The following is a 15,626-nucleotide window of genomic DNA, read 5'->3' as shown; positions in this document are numbered from 1 at the left end:
TTTATTCCAGCCCTTCTAACAATTCTTGTAAATCTTCATCGATCAGTTCAATATTTGTTGTTTCAATGACTGCCAACCTTGGTTTTCTTGACGATTTACGCTGCTTGGTGTATTCTTGCTCTCCTTGTGCCATTTGTTCCAGCATATGTTCATGGGCTTCTCGATGTTTTGCTTCGTCGAAATGGTGTTCATATACATTCATTGTATCTGGATTTTTCCATTTCATATATTTAATCAATTCGTTTTTACGCTGTTGAATTTCAGCTTCACTTTTGGAAACATTATAAATTTCTCGTAGGCGGGAAGTGACAAACCAATGTCTTGCTTTATGTGGATTTAAACTCAATTCATTGACTATCATTGCTCGTTTCCAATGATAGTACCATGCATGATATGTAAATGCTGTTCCATTTGCAGATAAGAAAATTGGCGCATCGTCAGGTAATTGATCAAATTCTAAATGGTTTTCATCATAGGATTTTCTCTCGGTGTCTATATAGTTAAACAACCGCTTGACTGTATCTTTACTAAAACGTAGGAACTTGATCTTCCTACCATGACTCCCTTTGTTAAACGTACTGACCTCTTGATGATTTTTACGCTGACGATAATCTCCAACAGTTAGTTCAATAATTTCCGATGCCCTTGCTCCTGTTTCGAATAACATACGAGCTATAATCATTTCACGTTGCGACCAATTTACCCTTTTCCCTGCTTGATAAACTTGATAAGGTAAATTCATATCATCAATAATTTGAGGCTGCCATTCTTCATTGATGATTTTAAAATAGGAATCTGTTAATCTTCGGTGAGTGGCAGGATCTTCTGTTCCTGCAACTGAAGGCATTCTAGGTTTATCTTCTCGAACACCTCTAACTTCTTCTTTATAGCTATGCAGAATAGCTTGCCCATCAATTAAAGGGTTATGATGCGGATAGTATTTTAATCGAATCATAGACTTGTAAAATGACTTTAATGCCGATAAAAAACGACTAATGGTAGTAGGGCTTTTATTTGTTAAATTCACAAAACGAAATGAGTCTTTATCACGAACTTTACAGCTCATTTTATGCTGTAAATAATCCTCAACCGCTACACGTATCTTACCTTCCGATTCATTCCATTGCACTCGGTTTCCCTGATAGTTACTTTCTTCCTCTAGCCACTTAAAAAAGGGTAATAAGCACTTTAAATAAGATGTTGCAGAACTCTTATCAATTCGCCCTAAACAATCTTGGTAATAGTCTGTCAAAGGTAGAAAGGGCTTGTTATCTTTAAATACTAACAGCTGATATTTACTTTCAACATGTTTCGGACAATACTCATACCAATACAATTATTAATCCCTCCAATAAAGAACGTTAGTTCTAATCTAATACTTTTCTGCGTAATTGTAAATTGTTTAACCTTTTAATAAAACTATGGGAAATGTTAGCCAAAATAAAAATGCGCATTACTAAAATTTACTTTTAGTAATACGCATTTTTATAATGTGTGTAACATTATAAACAAGCCACGACGAGATAAGTCATCGTGTACAATTACTTGTCTTTAATATTACAGAGTGTCCCTCCACTATTTTGTACATGAATATAAGTGATATAAAAACCGTCCTAAGGGACGGTTTTTTCACTGTTTGTTCGTATATACAACATCAAACAAGATATCAAAATCACGGTTGTCCGAATATCCGAACTCCATGCTACGGCATCATGTGCAAGCTTCCTTGCATATGATGCCCATTATTTTTGCCTGTTCATACTCTGTACATATTGTCGTCATACGGAGTACATCTTCGTTGTATAAGCTTTACTTAGCGGCCCGTTAAGGTAGCCGAATAAATCGAAGAGGACAGGAGAAGATACGAATGAAAATAAAAGAGGTAATGAAAACGAGGATGGGCACGAGAACAGATAGAACACGAACTTCAATAATCGCAGCAACCCTGGTGCTAACGATCCTAGCTCCACTATCTGCAATGGCCGCACCGGCTTCGAGTAACAGCAGTCATCTTTCTTTTGATGCGACGAAGAAAATAGTTACTGAGAAAGCCAAGTTACTAACAGAAACTTACGGTACTACAAGTCTGCAATATGCGCTCGTCGATGATGGAGAAATTGTGATCTCCGGGCATGCAGGCAAAAACGACCTAAAGGATAAAGTACCTCTTACTTCAAATACGATATATGGCATAGGTTCAACGAGCAAAATGGTACTCACCGCGTCTGTTATGAAGCTTGTCGATGAAGGTAAGGTCAATTTGGATGTTCCGGTTGTGAACTATATACCTGACTTTAAGATGAAAGATAACCGTTACAAACAGATTACGCCGCGCATGCTGCTGAATCATTCCTCAGGTCTTCTCGGAACCTCGAGCAGTAATGCGACATTATATGGGGATAATGATACGTATGCACATGATACATTGTTACAGCAATTAAAGACACAAAGCCTAAAGGCAGATCCAGGAGCATACTCAGTATATTCTAACGACGGTTTTACGCTAGCTGAGATTCTGGTAGAGAGAGTTAGTGGCATGGGATTTACAGCGTTTATACACAAATATTTTACTAAGCCTCTGGACATGAACCATACCAAAACACCACAGGACATTATGAACCCAGCGAAAATGGCTGGGACCTATTCCCCTCTGTATAAGGGACAACTTCCACAAGAGAATTATAACATCATTGCCACTGGAGGCATTTACTCCACAGCTGAAGATCTCGCGAAATTCTCACAAATCTTCACGGGACAGATCGATGATATTCTTTCTAGTAAGTCGGTAGAAGCTATGGCACAAGAAGAATATAAAAGAGGCTTGTGGCCAGAGGATAGCGATACGTCCGTTTCATACGGATTAGGATGGGACAGTGTGAACTTGTTCCCATTCAACGAATACGGCATCAAGGCACTTACAAAAGGTGGAGATACAATGGCGTATCATTCATCATTAGTTGTGCTCCCGGAATATAACATGGCTGCGGCCGTTGTCTCTTCAGGTGGTTCAAGCACAACAGATCAATTCATTGCGAGCGAACTGTTACTCAGCGCACTTCACGAGAAGGGTATTATTCAAGAACGGAAACCGGAGAAGTCGTATGGCATGCCTATAAAGGCAGATATGCCGAAGGAAGTATCCCAGTATGCAGGTAATTATGGTGGTGCGAATTCGATAATGAAGGTAGAAATGAAAGCTACCGGACAATTGTCTGTATCGACGCTTACAGCTCCGAATAACCCTGCCCAAAAGTATACGTATACGGCTGATGGTTCTTTTGTAAACGATGAAGGCACAGAAAAGTTAAAATTCGTTGTGGAGAAAAATGGACGCACCTACTTGTGGTCCCGCTCCTATATATCCGTACCGGGGCTTGGACAGTTAGCTTTCTCAGAATATAGTGCAGAGAAGCTTGAAGTCAATGAATTATCCCGGGATATAACTACCTCATGGAAAAAGCGTGAAGGTAAAAAATATTATTTGGTGAATGAGAAATATACATCAACGGTCTACCTCAATGCTACACCAATCATACCTATTGATACCGTCAAGGGGGTTGGCTATATGTCGAATAATAAGATTATTGGAGCAAACAAAGCAGTAAACCAACTGCAAATCCCTGGTATGGCTGGTCGTGATACGATGGAAATCAATTTCATTAAGAAGAATGGATTAGAGTATGTTAAGGCAGTAGGTAATGTATACGCTAGTGAGGAACTTGTAAAACCGCTCTATTCGGGTAAACAATCTTCGACAATAATCCAAGCGGACGGCTATGCCAAATGGTATTCAGTGCCTGTGGCTGCCAAAGGAAAGGTCATGACGGTTAAGGTGCCTTCGAAGGGCTCCTTTGCTGTATATGATCAAGCAGGTATTTGCATTAACCACACTGTAGTCAGCGGTAAGAATCAGGTCTTATTACCAGAGAACGGTAGGATCGTATTTGCAGGCGAGGTCGGTTCCAAGTTTGTGATTTCATTGAAAAAGTAAATACGAACTTGTCTATGAGGCTGTCCTATACTGTCATTGCTGACCGTATAGGACAGTATTTTTTGTGCGGCCATAGAGTCGCGAGTATACCCCCTTCCTCGATTAAAACGTATGGCTATTATCGATTTTCACAAACAAGACTCTTATTCGAATGAGTTCAAAAATCCCTGGTTCGGTTTAAACCGATCCAGGGATTTTTTCAGGTGCAAGTACCCACAATATTATTTATGGCAGATAAACGCCAATCCCAGGTCCAAAAGGGATACCGAACATGATGAATACAATTAATTGCACTATCCAAATGACAAGGAATGTTAAAGAATAAGGGAGCATTAATGCCATCAACGTACCAAGTCCTGCTTTTGGTTCATATTCTCGCATGAATGAAAGAATAATAACAAGATATGGGTTCATGGGTGTGATGATATTTGTTGAAGAGTCTGCAATCCGATAAGCTACTTGAACGAATGCCGGATGGTAGCCAAGGAAAGCGAACAATGGGATGAAAATAGGTGCTTCGAGCGCCCATTTTGCGGACCCACTGAAAATGATTAAATTCAGTAATGCCGTGAAAATAATGTAACCGAGGATAACGGAGATTCCCGTTAATCCGATGTTTTGTAAGAAATTTGCTCCGCTAACTGCAACCCAGACGCCTAAGTTAGACCAATTGAAGTAACTGATGAATTGGGCAGCTGCGAATATGAGAACGATGTAGCCAGACATGTCTTTCATCGCTTCAGACATGAATTTTGGTATGTCACGCGAAGTTTCAATCTTCCCTGTCGTTCGGCCGTATGTAATACCTACGACAATGAAGAAGAATAATATAATCGGGATAATTCCATCTAAAAATGTGGAAGGAATCAAGCCGCCATCTTCGTTACGAAGAACGGAACTGGGCCAGAACAAACCGACTGCCAACAAGGCGATGTATAGGAACCCTGCAATACCTGCGTTGCGTAACCCACGGCCTTCATGCTCGGACGGGGCCGCCATTTTTTTATCGAGTTTACGTGTGAACTTACCAAGACGAGGTTCTACAAACTTGTCTGTTAAAATAGCACCTGCGATGGCTAAAATAAATACAGATACCGCCATGAAGTAGTAGTTGTCAACGGGTGTTACAACCATTGTCGGGTCAAAGGTTTTAATGGCTTCAGTGGAAATCCCTGACAGTAAACCATCTGTCCCGTTAATGATTAAGTTTGCGGTGAAGCCTGCGCCGACGCCGGAGAATCCAGCAGCTAACCCAGCGAGTGGATGTCTTCCAATTGTGTAATAAACCATTGCCGCAAGGGGTGGAATAATTACGAATGCTGCATCTGACGCAATGTTACCCATAATTCCGACGAACACAATCGTGAACGACACGAGACGCTTTGGCGCTTTCATGATCGTTCTTTTAATCGTGGCTTCGAGTAAGCCAACTCGTTCAGCTAAGCCAATCCCAATCATCATAGCAAGAACTAATCCTAAAGGTGCAAAGCCAGTAAAGTTTGTAAGCATTGAAGTCAAAATGTACTGGATACCCTCGCCTGAAAGCAAGCTCTTAATAGCTAAAACTTCCTCTGTTTTAGGATGAACAACAGAAACATTGAAAAGGCTTACAATACATGAAGTGACAATTACAAATACAGCCAAGTAAACAAATAACATGAAGGGGTCAGGCAATTTATTACCTGCTCTTTCAACGGCGGCTAAAAAGCCTTTTTGACGATGCTCATCTGTTTGGTGCTTTGACATATGGAACCCTCCCGAAAATAGAATATAGAGAAATATAGAATTCTACTCTCTATTGTACGCAAAGAATATAGATTACCGCAATACATTTTTTCGAAAACTTTAAAATCATTTGTTATAACGTATATACAATCTATGTTATTATTTATTTAAGGACATTATATAAGTTAATTACCATAAATAAAAGGGGCGTAATTATGGAGAAAAACATGTGGAAAGAAAAAGTGATTACTTTAAGGAGAAACTTGCACGAGAATCCTGAACTGAGTGAACAAGAATTCGAGACATCCAAACTGGTACAGAAGACTTTGGAACAAGCAGGTATACCTTTTCAAACGGGATTTGCGAAAACGGGCGTCCTTGGAATTATTGAAGGCGGGAAACCAGGTGGAACGATTGCATTGCGTGCTGACATGGACGCATTGCCAATCACGGAAAAGACTGAAATAGATTTTCAATCGAAAAACGCAGGAGTCATGCATGCATGTGGGCATGATGCGCATACAGCCATGCTGCTCGGAACAGCACTACGATTAAACGCAGAAAAATCATCACTTCCTGGTAGGGTCTTACTTGTATTCCAACCAGCTGAAGAAAATTCGCCAGTTGGCGGTTCGGGCCCGATGTTGGAAGATGGAGTTTTTGATGAATTCAAACCGGACGTTATTTTTGGTCAACATGTCTGGCCAAATTTGAAGATTGGGCAAATTGGGATAAGGGACAAAGAAATGATGGGGGCCTCTGATTCCTTCCGTATGATTATTAAGGGCGAAGGCGGCCATGCAAGTATGCCGCATGAGGGGAAAGATGCAATCGTTATAGCGGCTGAATTTATTTCTGCGGTTCAAACAATCATAAGTAGAAATACAGATCCGTTGGAAGCAGCAGTCATTACAGTCGGGACGATTTCTGGAGGCTATCGGTACAATGTGATTGCTGATGAAGTAAAGCTAGAAGGAACTGTGAGGACCTACAAAAAAGAGATTAAAGAACTGGTGAAAAGAAGATTAGTTCAGCTGATTGAAGGATTTGAAATTGCTTACGGAATTTCAATCGAATATGTCTACACAAACGGGTATGAGGCCACTGTAAACACACCTGAATGGGCTACGTTTGTGCGCAGTCGAGTAGTGAATATGCTAGGGAAGGACGCTGCCCCAACTGTAAACGCATCACTCGGCGGAGAAGACTTTTCCCGGTTTTTAAATGAAATTCCAGGCGCATTTTTCTGGTTAGGATGTGCAAGGGAAGGTGTGGAAGTGCAAAGGCCGCTTCATGACGCCGAGTTTTATTTAAATGAAGATTGTCTGGAAATTGGCGTGGATTTAATGATGGATGTAGCCGTACAAGCTCTTCGTAAGTTAGAGAAGGGAGGTTGTAGTGATCAATGAACCATTCACATATAGATGCGCAAACACAAGCGCTACAAGAGAAGTTGGTAGAATGGCGCCGTGCACTTCATCAACTACCGGAAACGGGTTTTTTAGAGTTTCAAACGACCGCATTTATCCTATCGATTCTTTCGACACTTAGTTGTGAGTTATTTGTCGGCGATGAAGTCATGAGTCGGGAAGCACGGAAAGGCCTGCCAGCCGAAAAGGAACTGAACAGCTATTATAATTCCGGCTTACCGATTGACCGCGAATTGTTGGAAAAAATGCGTGGAGGAATGACGGGCTGTGTAGCTGTCTTTGATAGTAAGATTGAAGGTCCCCATACGGTCGTCCGTTTTGATATCGATGCGCTGCCTGTTGAGGAAACCGAGATGGCGAACCATTTTCCTGTAACAGAGGGGTTTGCTTCTGCTCGTTTTGGAAGTATGCATGCTTGTGGGCATGACGGCCACGCAGCCATTGGTTTAGGTGTGGCTCATCTGCTGAATGACCGAATAGGAGAGTTCACGGGGAAAATCACGCTGCTATTTCAACCTGCCGAGGAAGGTGGACGTGGCGCACAGGCAATTGTTTCAAAAGGGTGGACAAAGGGCGCAGATTACTTTTTAAGTGGGCATATCGGTTTTTTGGAAGAACCTGTAGGTACAGTAGCATTAACGACAAATCACTTTTTAGCGAGTACGAAATTGGACGTTTCCTTTGTGGGTGAATCCGTTCATGCAGGAAAGAGTCCGGAGGAAGGAAGAAATGCCTTATTAAGTGCGGCTTCAGCTGCTATTCATTTAAATGGCATCACAAGGCACTCCGGTGGCGCAACAAGAATAAATGTCGGAATGCTAAACGCCGGTTCGGGCAGAAATATTGTCGCGGATAAAGCCTCAATGATTATTGAAACAAGGGGTGCGACGACAAAGCTCAATGACTATATGCGCAATGAAGCGGAACGGATTATCCAAGCAAGCGCATTGCTGTTCAATACAACAGCGCACATTGAAGAAGCTGGCTACGCGCAGAGTGCAACATGTGATGCGGAGTGGATTGAGTGGGGCAGTGAAGCGCTTCAAGGAAGTTGTTATGTCAACACGATCTTACCTGAAACGGCGCTAGGTGCATCGGAAGACGCCACTGCCTATATCAATGACGTCCAATCACAAGGTGGCAAAGCGACGTATATAATCATCGCATCCCCTTTAAAAGCACCACATCACCATCCAGAATTTGATTATGATGAAAAAGTTTTACCTGTAGCCGTCTCGACATTCACTCGATTACTCAGTTATCATCATAGTAGGAATAATGTAAAGGACTGAGTGTGAATGCAAGTGAAAATCGGGGTCATTGGACCAGTAGATTCAGTGAAAAGAATCCTTGAAATTGGACAACAGTATGAAACAATTGAGTTTGTACCCTTCACCTATACCGTCGTCGACGAGGTAGGCCGAATACTGAAGGAGAACAAAGAGCTTGTAGAGCAATGGTTTTTTTCAGGTCAATCTCCCTATTACTACGCTTACGAACGGGGATGGATTCGGCCAGAAGAAGCTGCGTTTGCTCCGTTACAGGGCTCTGGATTTTTAGGAGCCCTATTGGAAGGAATATTTGTAGAAAGTAAAATCTTCAAGCATGCGAGCATTGATACGCTATCTGATGAAGCGATTAAGCGCAATACATCCTTTTATAACCTTGGGGATATAAAATTCACAACGTTTCCCTATGAGGGCTATAAACCTATGGAAGGAATTGTAGACTTTCATATTGAGGCATTTGAAAAGGGTCACACAGAAATAGCCTTCACATGTATTTTGGCGGTTCGCAATGAATTGAAAAAACGAGGATTTCCGGTATATCGTATAATACCATCGGATGTTTCCATTATGATGGTCATTGAATTGTTGGAAGAGCGTATTCACACCGCGAGGTACAAACAGTCACAAATTGTATTGCTCGGTGTCGAAGCAATTTTATCGGAAGAACATACTCGGAATTTGCCTTATTCTTTCCGCTTGAAAAGACAAGCCCTGTTGCTTCATGAAATATTATTATCGACCGCGGAAGTGTTACATGGTTCTTTAATGACTTTAGGAGATGGATTGTATTTCATTTACACCACGTTTGGTGAAATTGAAGAGGAGTTACAAAAAGGGACAATTCATCTTCTAATGCAACAGGTTGAAAAGCAGAGTGGGCTTCAAATTAGGATTGGAATCGGATACGGCAGCACTGCTATGCAAGCGGAACAAAATGTGCGTCGGGCATTTCAACATGCGCGCCAAACTGACGAACCTCTCCTTGTGTTGGTGGATGAAAATGAACAAATTCGCCTCTTGGAGTCTGCTGATTCGGATGTGTCATATGAGCATAAAAACTTCGGTGCCGAATGGGGTAAATTATTTACTGGAGCATCCATTAGTCCCCAAACTGCGTCTAAGGTGCACGCTTACTCAATCCAATACAGAAAAAAAGCATTCACTGCTCAGGACGTCGCTTTATGGATGAAAAGTACAGATCGGAATGGTCGTCGTATTGTCACAGAACTTGAACGATTGGGTTTGATTTCGTTGGTTGGTGAAGAGCAGCTTGGCGGTCGTGGAAGACGGAGGAAGATTTATCGGTTTTCACAAGTACTTGACACTGAAACGATTCCGAATTGAATGCGTGCCAGGTACTTAAATAGGGGGAATTTGATGAAACCTAGAATCTATATTACGCGAAAATTAGACAATCAAGCGGTAAATCCGCTCCAAAAGAATTTCGATGTAGGGATGTGGGAATCGGAAAGTGAATCAGTTCCGCGCGATATTTTATTGCAAGAAGTAGTTGAAGTAGATGGGTAGCGGGGCTTGACGTATTTGAAACGGAACCTGTCCCACTCGACAATCCGTTACTAACACTTCCAAATGTCACTGTTCTACCGCATATCGGAAGTGCCAGTATGAAGACGCGCCTTGCGGTGATGAACATGAATGCACAAACAATTATGGACGTATTGGAAGGTAGGGAGCCGGAGAATAAGGTCTTCTGAAATAAGGCTATCATCTTGTTAACGTCGAATGAAAACACGGTAGACTCCTGTCGAGGGGGCCGTGTTTTTCATTTTTCCACTATAATGAAAAGAAAAAGGTCATGAGTAGATGATGCCGAGTTTGCTTGACAGGGAATCTGAACACGGAATGTGGATGATTAGTAGGGTATAGGATGCGAATTCAAATGTGGAAGCGATGATGCAAAATAATCCCCGGAGGGAACCTTATCCGAAGAAACGGGATTTGGCGTCCGGAAGCATGGACGAAGCGAAGTATATTGGGACACTTATAGGCTGAATTAATTTAGTTGAATATACGGAAAACCCTTATCTCAATGGGGTTTTCCGTATTTCGCATGCAAGGCATTAAAATGTGTTACTTCAGTCGTCGCTATCTTGTTTTTATTACTTATATTCATTTCTATATTGCCAGAAAAATAGAAGTTTAATAAAAAACAATAAATCTTACTGCGAGGGTCGATATAATAGTAGGCTACATAATTTTTTATAGTAGAAGGAGATTTTTGCATTGAGCAGATTGAACAAGCTATCTTTTAGTACAAAGTCCATTATTACTACGACGATATTAATTCTTTTAGTAGGAACGATACTTATCGTGACGAATTTGAAAATTCAAAACGAGGTATTGACGGAGGAAATGGATCGCCAAGCGACTGAAATTGCCGAGCTTTGGGGGAAGCAGATTGATGCTTCTTTAGTGGCGCAGTCGGAAAAGGAAGCAGACTTTGACAGTGAAGCTCATATGAAATTAATGCAACAATTGGATGAAATATCAACTTTCACCCCCAACGTTGCGCAGGGGTACGTGTTTGGTGCGACAATGACGGATAAGAATGAAACAACGATCATCGCTAATTCGACACATGTCGTAGAAATGCTGAAAAAAAATGATATGAATAACGGTGATTTGTATGAACAACCCGAAACCATCATCAAATCAATCCGAGAATTAAACGAAACAAAGGAAACTACAACTTCGGAAATTTACGATGACTTATTTGGTACGTGGGTTACTGTCCTGTATCCAATCATCAATGATTCAGGTGAAGTCTTTGCTTTCTTTGGCGTCGATGTGGATGCCAAAATGGTGAAGCATGGTACACATAAGTTTCTAATTTCATCACTACTTGTTCTTATCCCTGCTATCATACTCATTGTTATCCTACAAATATTGATTATCCGAAAAAATTTTAGACCACTTAAACAGTTGTTGGAAGGCATCAACGAGATGAGGGGAGGAAATCTGCATATTACCTTGCCGACAAGAGAAGACGATCTGGGTCAAATGAATGGGGCATTCAATGAAATGGCGGCGGAATTGCAAACGATGATAGCACAGATTACGCAAACATCGGAAACCGTCTTGCAATCATCGGAATTAGTGAAAGCTGTTTCCGAACAATCTATAGAAAACTCCATTAAAATAAACGACAATATTAACCGAATGGCAATGGGAATTGAGGCACAAGAATTGGCTGTCATAGAATCAGCAGGTGGAATTGAACAGATTGCAGTTGAACTCAGTGTGATCGCCAATTCATCGAATGATGTCTCTGAAGTGTCTAGACAAATGGAAGAGTACGCGGAGCAAGGACTGATAATCATTGGAGAAGCCGTTTCCCAAATGGGTATCATTAATAAGACAGTGAAAAAATCGAGTGATATTATCGGTTCCCTAAAAGAACGTTCTTATGAAATTACGAGTATTCTTGATGTGATTACGGGAATTTCCAAACAGACGAATTTGCTGGCTTTGAACGCGGCTATTGAGGCGGCACGTGCCGGGGAACACGGAAAAGGGTTTGCAGTTGTTGCGCAAGAAGTTCGTAAGCTAGCTGAGGAATCGAGCAACTCAACCGAGAAGATTTCAAAAATCATTGAAGTAATTCAAAACGAAACGAATAATGCGGTGTCTTCAATGGCAATTGGTACAATGGAAGCGGAGAAAGGTTCCAAAATTGCAGGGGAAACCGGAGATCTATTCAATGAAATCAAGGGGACTATAGACAAAATTTCACAACAAATCGAAGGTGTTTCCGCTGCGACTCAGGAAATATCTGCTGGAACAGAAGAAGTTACGACATCTGTTAAAGATTTAACAGTAATCGCACAAAACAACTCAACGTTTACAAGGGAAATTGAAAACAGTACAAAGCAACAAGTGGAATCAATCAATCAGTTGGCTGATGCGTCCAAAGAGCTAAACCAATTGGCTAATGTACTTCAAACTACAATTTCTAAATTTAAATAGGTACTGATTGGCTGAGGGTGCTATTAGCACGACCTGTACGTCGGAGACTAGACTGACTATATGAAAAAGACAGGTGAGCGCGCACCTGTCTTTTTTATTACTTTATACTAAAATGGGAGACTTAAGATAAATGTCCATATGCTCTTTCAAAAAAAGGATGTATCGGTCTACTTCCTCAACGGTTGAGTACGGGGATGTTGTGTAAAATTTATGAACATATACAGGTAAGGGTTTGTCAGAATCAGTAACAGAAATCAAGCGTTGCTTCTTGGTATTACCGAAGAAGATACGATGTCTTTCCATTCCAATCAATTCAGCGAAATTCTCATTATACGCATTAATTTCATGTACTTCCTTGCTCATCAAATCACCCGCAAGTTCGGCTTGCCATCGAACACTTTCAGGATAGAATCTGAACGTCGTAACCGGAGACACTTCGTTTGTAACCGCCACATTTGAAAATTCTTTTTTTAGAGCGTCTCTAAATGCTATATTGACGCGTAAATAATTCGCCAATAGCTGTTGGTAACCCTCAATGCCGAACGCCAAAAGAGAGGAATAGATTGGAATGGAGCTTCCCATCCGCGTGCATTCAAGCGTATAACTGGTATGATAGCTTCCGTAACTGCGGTTCCCTACATATGGCGTTTCTGAGGCATCCAAGTCAACATACTTCAGAATCTCTTTATCTTTCATCAAAAATAAACTTGTAATATAAGGGGTTTGACCTAACTTGTGAAAGTCGAAAACCATACTATCCGCTAAATTCATATGTTTTAAATGGGAATGATACCTTTTTAGTATGTCACAAACTTCTACCTCGAATTGGAGTGGGTTGACATCAAAGTTGTAGTCATTAAAAAATGTATACATGCCCCCCATCGCAGAATCCGCGTGAATGTAAATTGACTGAAGGTTATGTTGTTGTTCGATTTCCAATAATAATTGCTTAATACCGTATAGATCATCGATGCCAAACGTGTCGGTTGTACCCATTGTCGCTAATACATAGACGGGAATTCCCCCGTTTTTGATTACTTGATTCATTTTACAATGGAGGTCTAGCAGGTTCATCGAATGATCATCATTCGTTTTTACGCGCACCATATGATTAATACCGATTCCGGTCGCCTCTACAGATTTATAGAGACTGAAATGGGATAATTCTGAGCAAAAACAGTAAAGGTTGTTCGGAATACCTTCTTTATTTGAATGAGGGAATTGACGGGAAATCGCTAAACGTAGAGAAGTGAAAATAGATCCCTGGCCTCCCCATGTTGTATAACCGGCGCTTTGATGTGGATCATAACCAGTAATTTTGGAAATCATGCTTGTTATGCGCACTTCTGCATTAGCTGCAGCGGAACCATCCACATCCCACAGATTGTTCCCGTTTAAGAGAACCATGACTAAGTTTCCTAAAAGACTCGCAATGTTTGGTAAGGGTGTTGCATTTGCAACGTAGTTACTATTCAGAAAGCGATGACCTTCCACTAATTCCATTAGTTTATCAATCGTTTCCTCTATGGAAATACCTTCATTTGGAACCCCTGCATTTTGGATGATCCGGTTATAATAATCTTCTGTATAGTTCGGCATACCACCCAATGTTAATTTTAAAGGGTCTTTTAGTTCATCCATTCTAGCGAGAATCGTTTTAAAGTGGCCTACTAATTCATCTCTTTGCTGTTGATTACCATCAGCGCTCGGAAATAATTGTTGCAGTTCTTTCATAATTTCCATGTGTACTTCCTCCATCTGATTCATCTAGTTGTCTAATTGAATTACTAATGAAATAAACCTAATGTCCTTGTTAGGTCTCTGCTTTTTAATTCTTTTACGCTATTAAATATAATGCGAAAGGCCTTGTATAATCGTATCCTATTCGAGGATTATTGTCACTAATCAAGGAAATCATTTCTAAAAATGTTTTCATTTTTTTTTGTGAAGTTAACAAGAATAAGAGCATGAACAAATGATTAGTGTATGAACTGATGATGGAGTAGTTTAGGGCTCACGTTGAATTAAAAATACGGAAAACCCTTATAATGATGGGGTTTTCCGTATTTTTTGTTAGAAAAATCTTTACCATACCTTATTTATTTCCCATAGGTGCAGCTGCTTTTGGTGAATAAACAGAAATGTGGTGCAGCATTTGTGTGGCATGGGGACCAATGAATTTTATTTCATAGTCCTGAACTGCATAAACGAGAATTTCGTCTTTGTTATTTTTCCGAATGGCTGTCGGATTTCCTAATGTTTGTTTAATATCTTGAAACGAAACTTGGCTAAAATCTACACTCTGATCAATGCCTGAACCAAAGGAATGAATATCATAAATAATATCTCCCCGGCCAATACCAAAGGCGAATGTGCCTTTCCCTACGCCTGAACTATAGGTTTCATAAGGGTTACCTGGTCCGATAGGTTCGTCTGGATCTCCCCAAGATTCGTGAACATTATCGATTAGATCTATTCCCGAAACAAAATCTGAACCTGGGACCTTCCCTTCTTGCCCAAACTGATAGATTTGTTGAATTAATGCGGCATTGACTTTTGTAGGTGGGTTTTTTTCTTCAACCCTTCCCTTTTTAGGAGGCGTATTACTCTTATTTATTTCTGAAATATGCACTTTTTTATCGATTCCGTAATCTTTAGTGGGGGTTTCTGTTTCTGTTTGCTCGGTTGGCCCTTTTTCTTGTTTTGCATCGGATTTCTCATCTGCCATAGCGCATCCGCTAAAAAGAACGACAGTGGCAATCACTAATGCAGATAAACTGATGGATTTGGGTTTAATGGTTTTAATCATAAAAAAATCTCCTTTTAAACTCTAGATGTACTATTTAAAAGGGTATACTTGTAATCTTAGAAAGTCAATCGGGAGGAAATCTTTACAAACTTCGCGCAAGCGACCAATTTTTCGGCCAAGCGACCAATTCCACTAGCGAAGCGACTAATCTTTCGCTCAAGCGACCAATCCCACTAGCGAAGCGACTAATCTTTCGCTTAAGCGACCAATCCCACTAGCGAAGCGACTAATCTTTTGCGTAAGCGACCAATTCCACTAGCGAAGCGACCAATCTTTCGCGCAAGCGACCAATTCCACTAGTGAAACGACTGATCTTTCGCGCAAGCAACCAATTCCACTAGCGAAGCGACTGATCTTTCGCACAAGCGACCAATCCCACTAGCGAAGCGACTGAT

10 protein-coding genes and 1 pseudogene are annotated in these 15,626 nt (G+C 40.8%); 7 read left to right on the top strand and 4 right to left on the bottom strand.

Features of this window, described 5'->3' with window-relative positions; translation table 11 throughout:
• Position 1: 1 nt before the first annotated feature.
• A complete protein-coding gene (locus H4683_RS14275; RefSeq protein ID WP_192599499.1) occupies positions 2 to 1,336 on the bottom strand; it encodes a tyrosine-type recombinase/integrase in 1,335 nt (444 codons plus the stop codon).
• A 531-nt stretch (positions 1,337 to 1,867) separates the two neighbouring features.
• Here H4683_RS14275 and H4683_RS14270 point away from each other — a divergent pair.
• Positions 1,868 to 3,991, top strand: coding sequence for a serine hydrolase domain-containing protein (locus H4683_RS14270; protein WP_192599498.1), 2,124 nt, complete (start codon positions 1,868 to 1,870; stop codon positions 3,989 to 3,991).
• Positions 3,992 to 4,216: 225 nt separating this feature from the next.
• Here H4683_RS14270 and H4683_RS14265 read toward each other — a convergent pair whose 3' ends face one another.
• Complete coding sequence (locus H4683_RS14265; RefSeq protein ID WP_192599497.1) at positions 4,217 to 5,737, bottom strand: AbgT family transporter; 1,521 nt, start codon at positions 5,735 to 5,737, stop codon at positions 4,217 to 4,219.
• Between the two features lie 194 nt (positions 5,738 to 5,931).
• On the opposite strand from H4683_RS14265, the gene H4683_RS14260 reads away from it, so the two are divergent.
• The 6 genes and pseudogenes from H4683_RS14260 (at position 5,932) to H4683_RS14235 (ending at position 12,422) form a co-directional block, all read left to right on the top strand.
• Positions 5,932 to 7,125 (top strand): M20 metallopeptidase family protein, encoded by a 1,194-nt coding sequence (locus tag H4683_RS14260; RefSeq protein WP_192599496.1) that lies wholly within the window; start codon positions 5,932 to 5,934, stop codon positions 7,123 to 7,125.
• Positions 7,122 to 8,438, top strand: a complete 1,317-nt coding sequence (locus H4683_RS14255) for an amidohydrolase (protein ID WP_192599495.1) — start codon at positions 7,122 to 7,124, stop codon at positions 8,436 to 8,438. The genes H4683_RS14260 and H4683_RS14255 overlap by 4 nt, the downstream gene beginning before the upstream one ends.
• Before the next feature lie 6 nt (positions 8,439 to 8,444).
• A complete protein-coding gene (locus H4683_RS14250; protein ID WP_192599494.1) occupies positions 8,445 to 9,779 on the top strand; it encodes a hypothetical protein in 1,335 nt (444 codons plus the stop codon).
• 33 nt (positions 9,780 to 9,812) lie between these two features.
• Positions 9,813 to 9,962, top strand: coding sequence for a hypothetical protein (locus H4683_RS14245; RefSeq protein ID WP_192599493.1), 150 nt, complete (start codon positions 9,813 to 9,815; stop codon positions 9,960 to 9,962).
• A pseudogene (locus tag H4683_RS14240) lies at positions 9,956 to 10,150 on the top strand (NAD(P)-dependent oxidoreductase); the annotation flags it as partial. The gene H4683_RS14245 and the pseudogene H4683_RS14240, both read left to right, overlap by 7 nt.
• 529 nt (positions 10,151 to 10,679) lie before the next feature.
• Positions 10,680 to 12,422, top strand: coding sequence for a methyl-accepting chemotaxis protein (locus H4683_RS14235; protein ID WP_192599492.1), 1,743 nt, complete (start codon positions 10,680 to 10,682; stop codon positions 12,420 to 12,422).
• Positions 12,423 to 12,524: 102 nt separating this feature from the next.
• On the opposite strand, the gene H4683_RS14230 is transcribed toward H4683_RS14235, so the two are convergent.
• On the bottom strand, positions 12,525 to 14,156 hold the full coding sequence (locus tag H4683_RS14230; protein ID WP_192599536.1) for a pyridoxal phosphate-dependent decarboxylase family protein: 1,632 nt from the start codon (positions 14,154 to 14,156) through the stop codon (positions 12,525 to 12,527).
• Between the two features lie 361 nt (positions 14,157 to 14,517).
• Positions 14,518 to 15,231, bottom strand: a complete 714-nt coding sequence (locus H4683_RS14225; RefSeq protein ID WP_192599491.1) for a YjgB family protein — start codon at positions 15,229 to 15,231, stop codon at positions 14,518 to 14,520.
• Positions 15,232 to 15,626: the final 395 nt, after the last annotated feature.

It is taken from the genome of Sporosarcina limicola, from assembly GCF_014873855.1.
GTDB lineage: Bacteria > Bacillota > Bacilli > Bacillales_A > Planococcaceae > Sporosarcina > Sporosarcina limicola.
This window is presented reverse-complemented; position numbering and strand designations above follow the sequence as displayed.

Bases quoted from the DNA above. Each gene is read 5' to 3' on its own strand.
- H4683_RS14230 (WP_192599536.1), bottom strand. From the start codon at position 14,156: ATGAAAGAACTGCAACAATTATTTCCGAGCGCTGATGGTAATCAACAG.
- H4683_RS14260 (WP_192599496.1), top strand. From the start codon at position 5,932: ATGGAGAAAAACATGTGGAAAGAAAAAGTGATTACTTTAAGGAGAAAC.
- H4683_RS14270 (WP_192599498.1), top strand. From the start codon at position 1,868: ATGAAAATAAAAGAGGTAATGAAAACGAGGATGGGCACGAGAACAGAT.
- H4683_RS14225 (WP_192599491.1), bottom strand. From the start codon at position 15,231: ATGATTAAAACCATTAAACCCAAATCCATCAGTTTATCTGCATTAGTG.
- H4683_RS14265 (WP_192599497.1), bottom strand. From the start codon at position 5,737: ATGTCAAAGCACCAAACAGATGAGCATCGTCAAAAAGGCTTTTTAGCC.
- H4683_RS14255 (WP_192599495.1), top strand. From the start codon at position 7,122: ATGAACCATTCACATATAGATGCGCAAACACAAGCGCTACAAGAGAAG.
- H4683_RS14250 (WP_192599494.1), top strand. From the start codon at position 8,445: ATGCAAGTGAAAATCGGGGTCATTGGACCAGTAGATTCAGTGAAAAGA.
- H4683_RS14245 (WP_192599493.1), top strand. From the start codon at position 9,813: ATGAAACCTAGAATCTATATTACGCGAAAATTAGACAATCAAGCGGTA.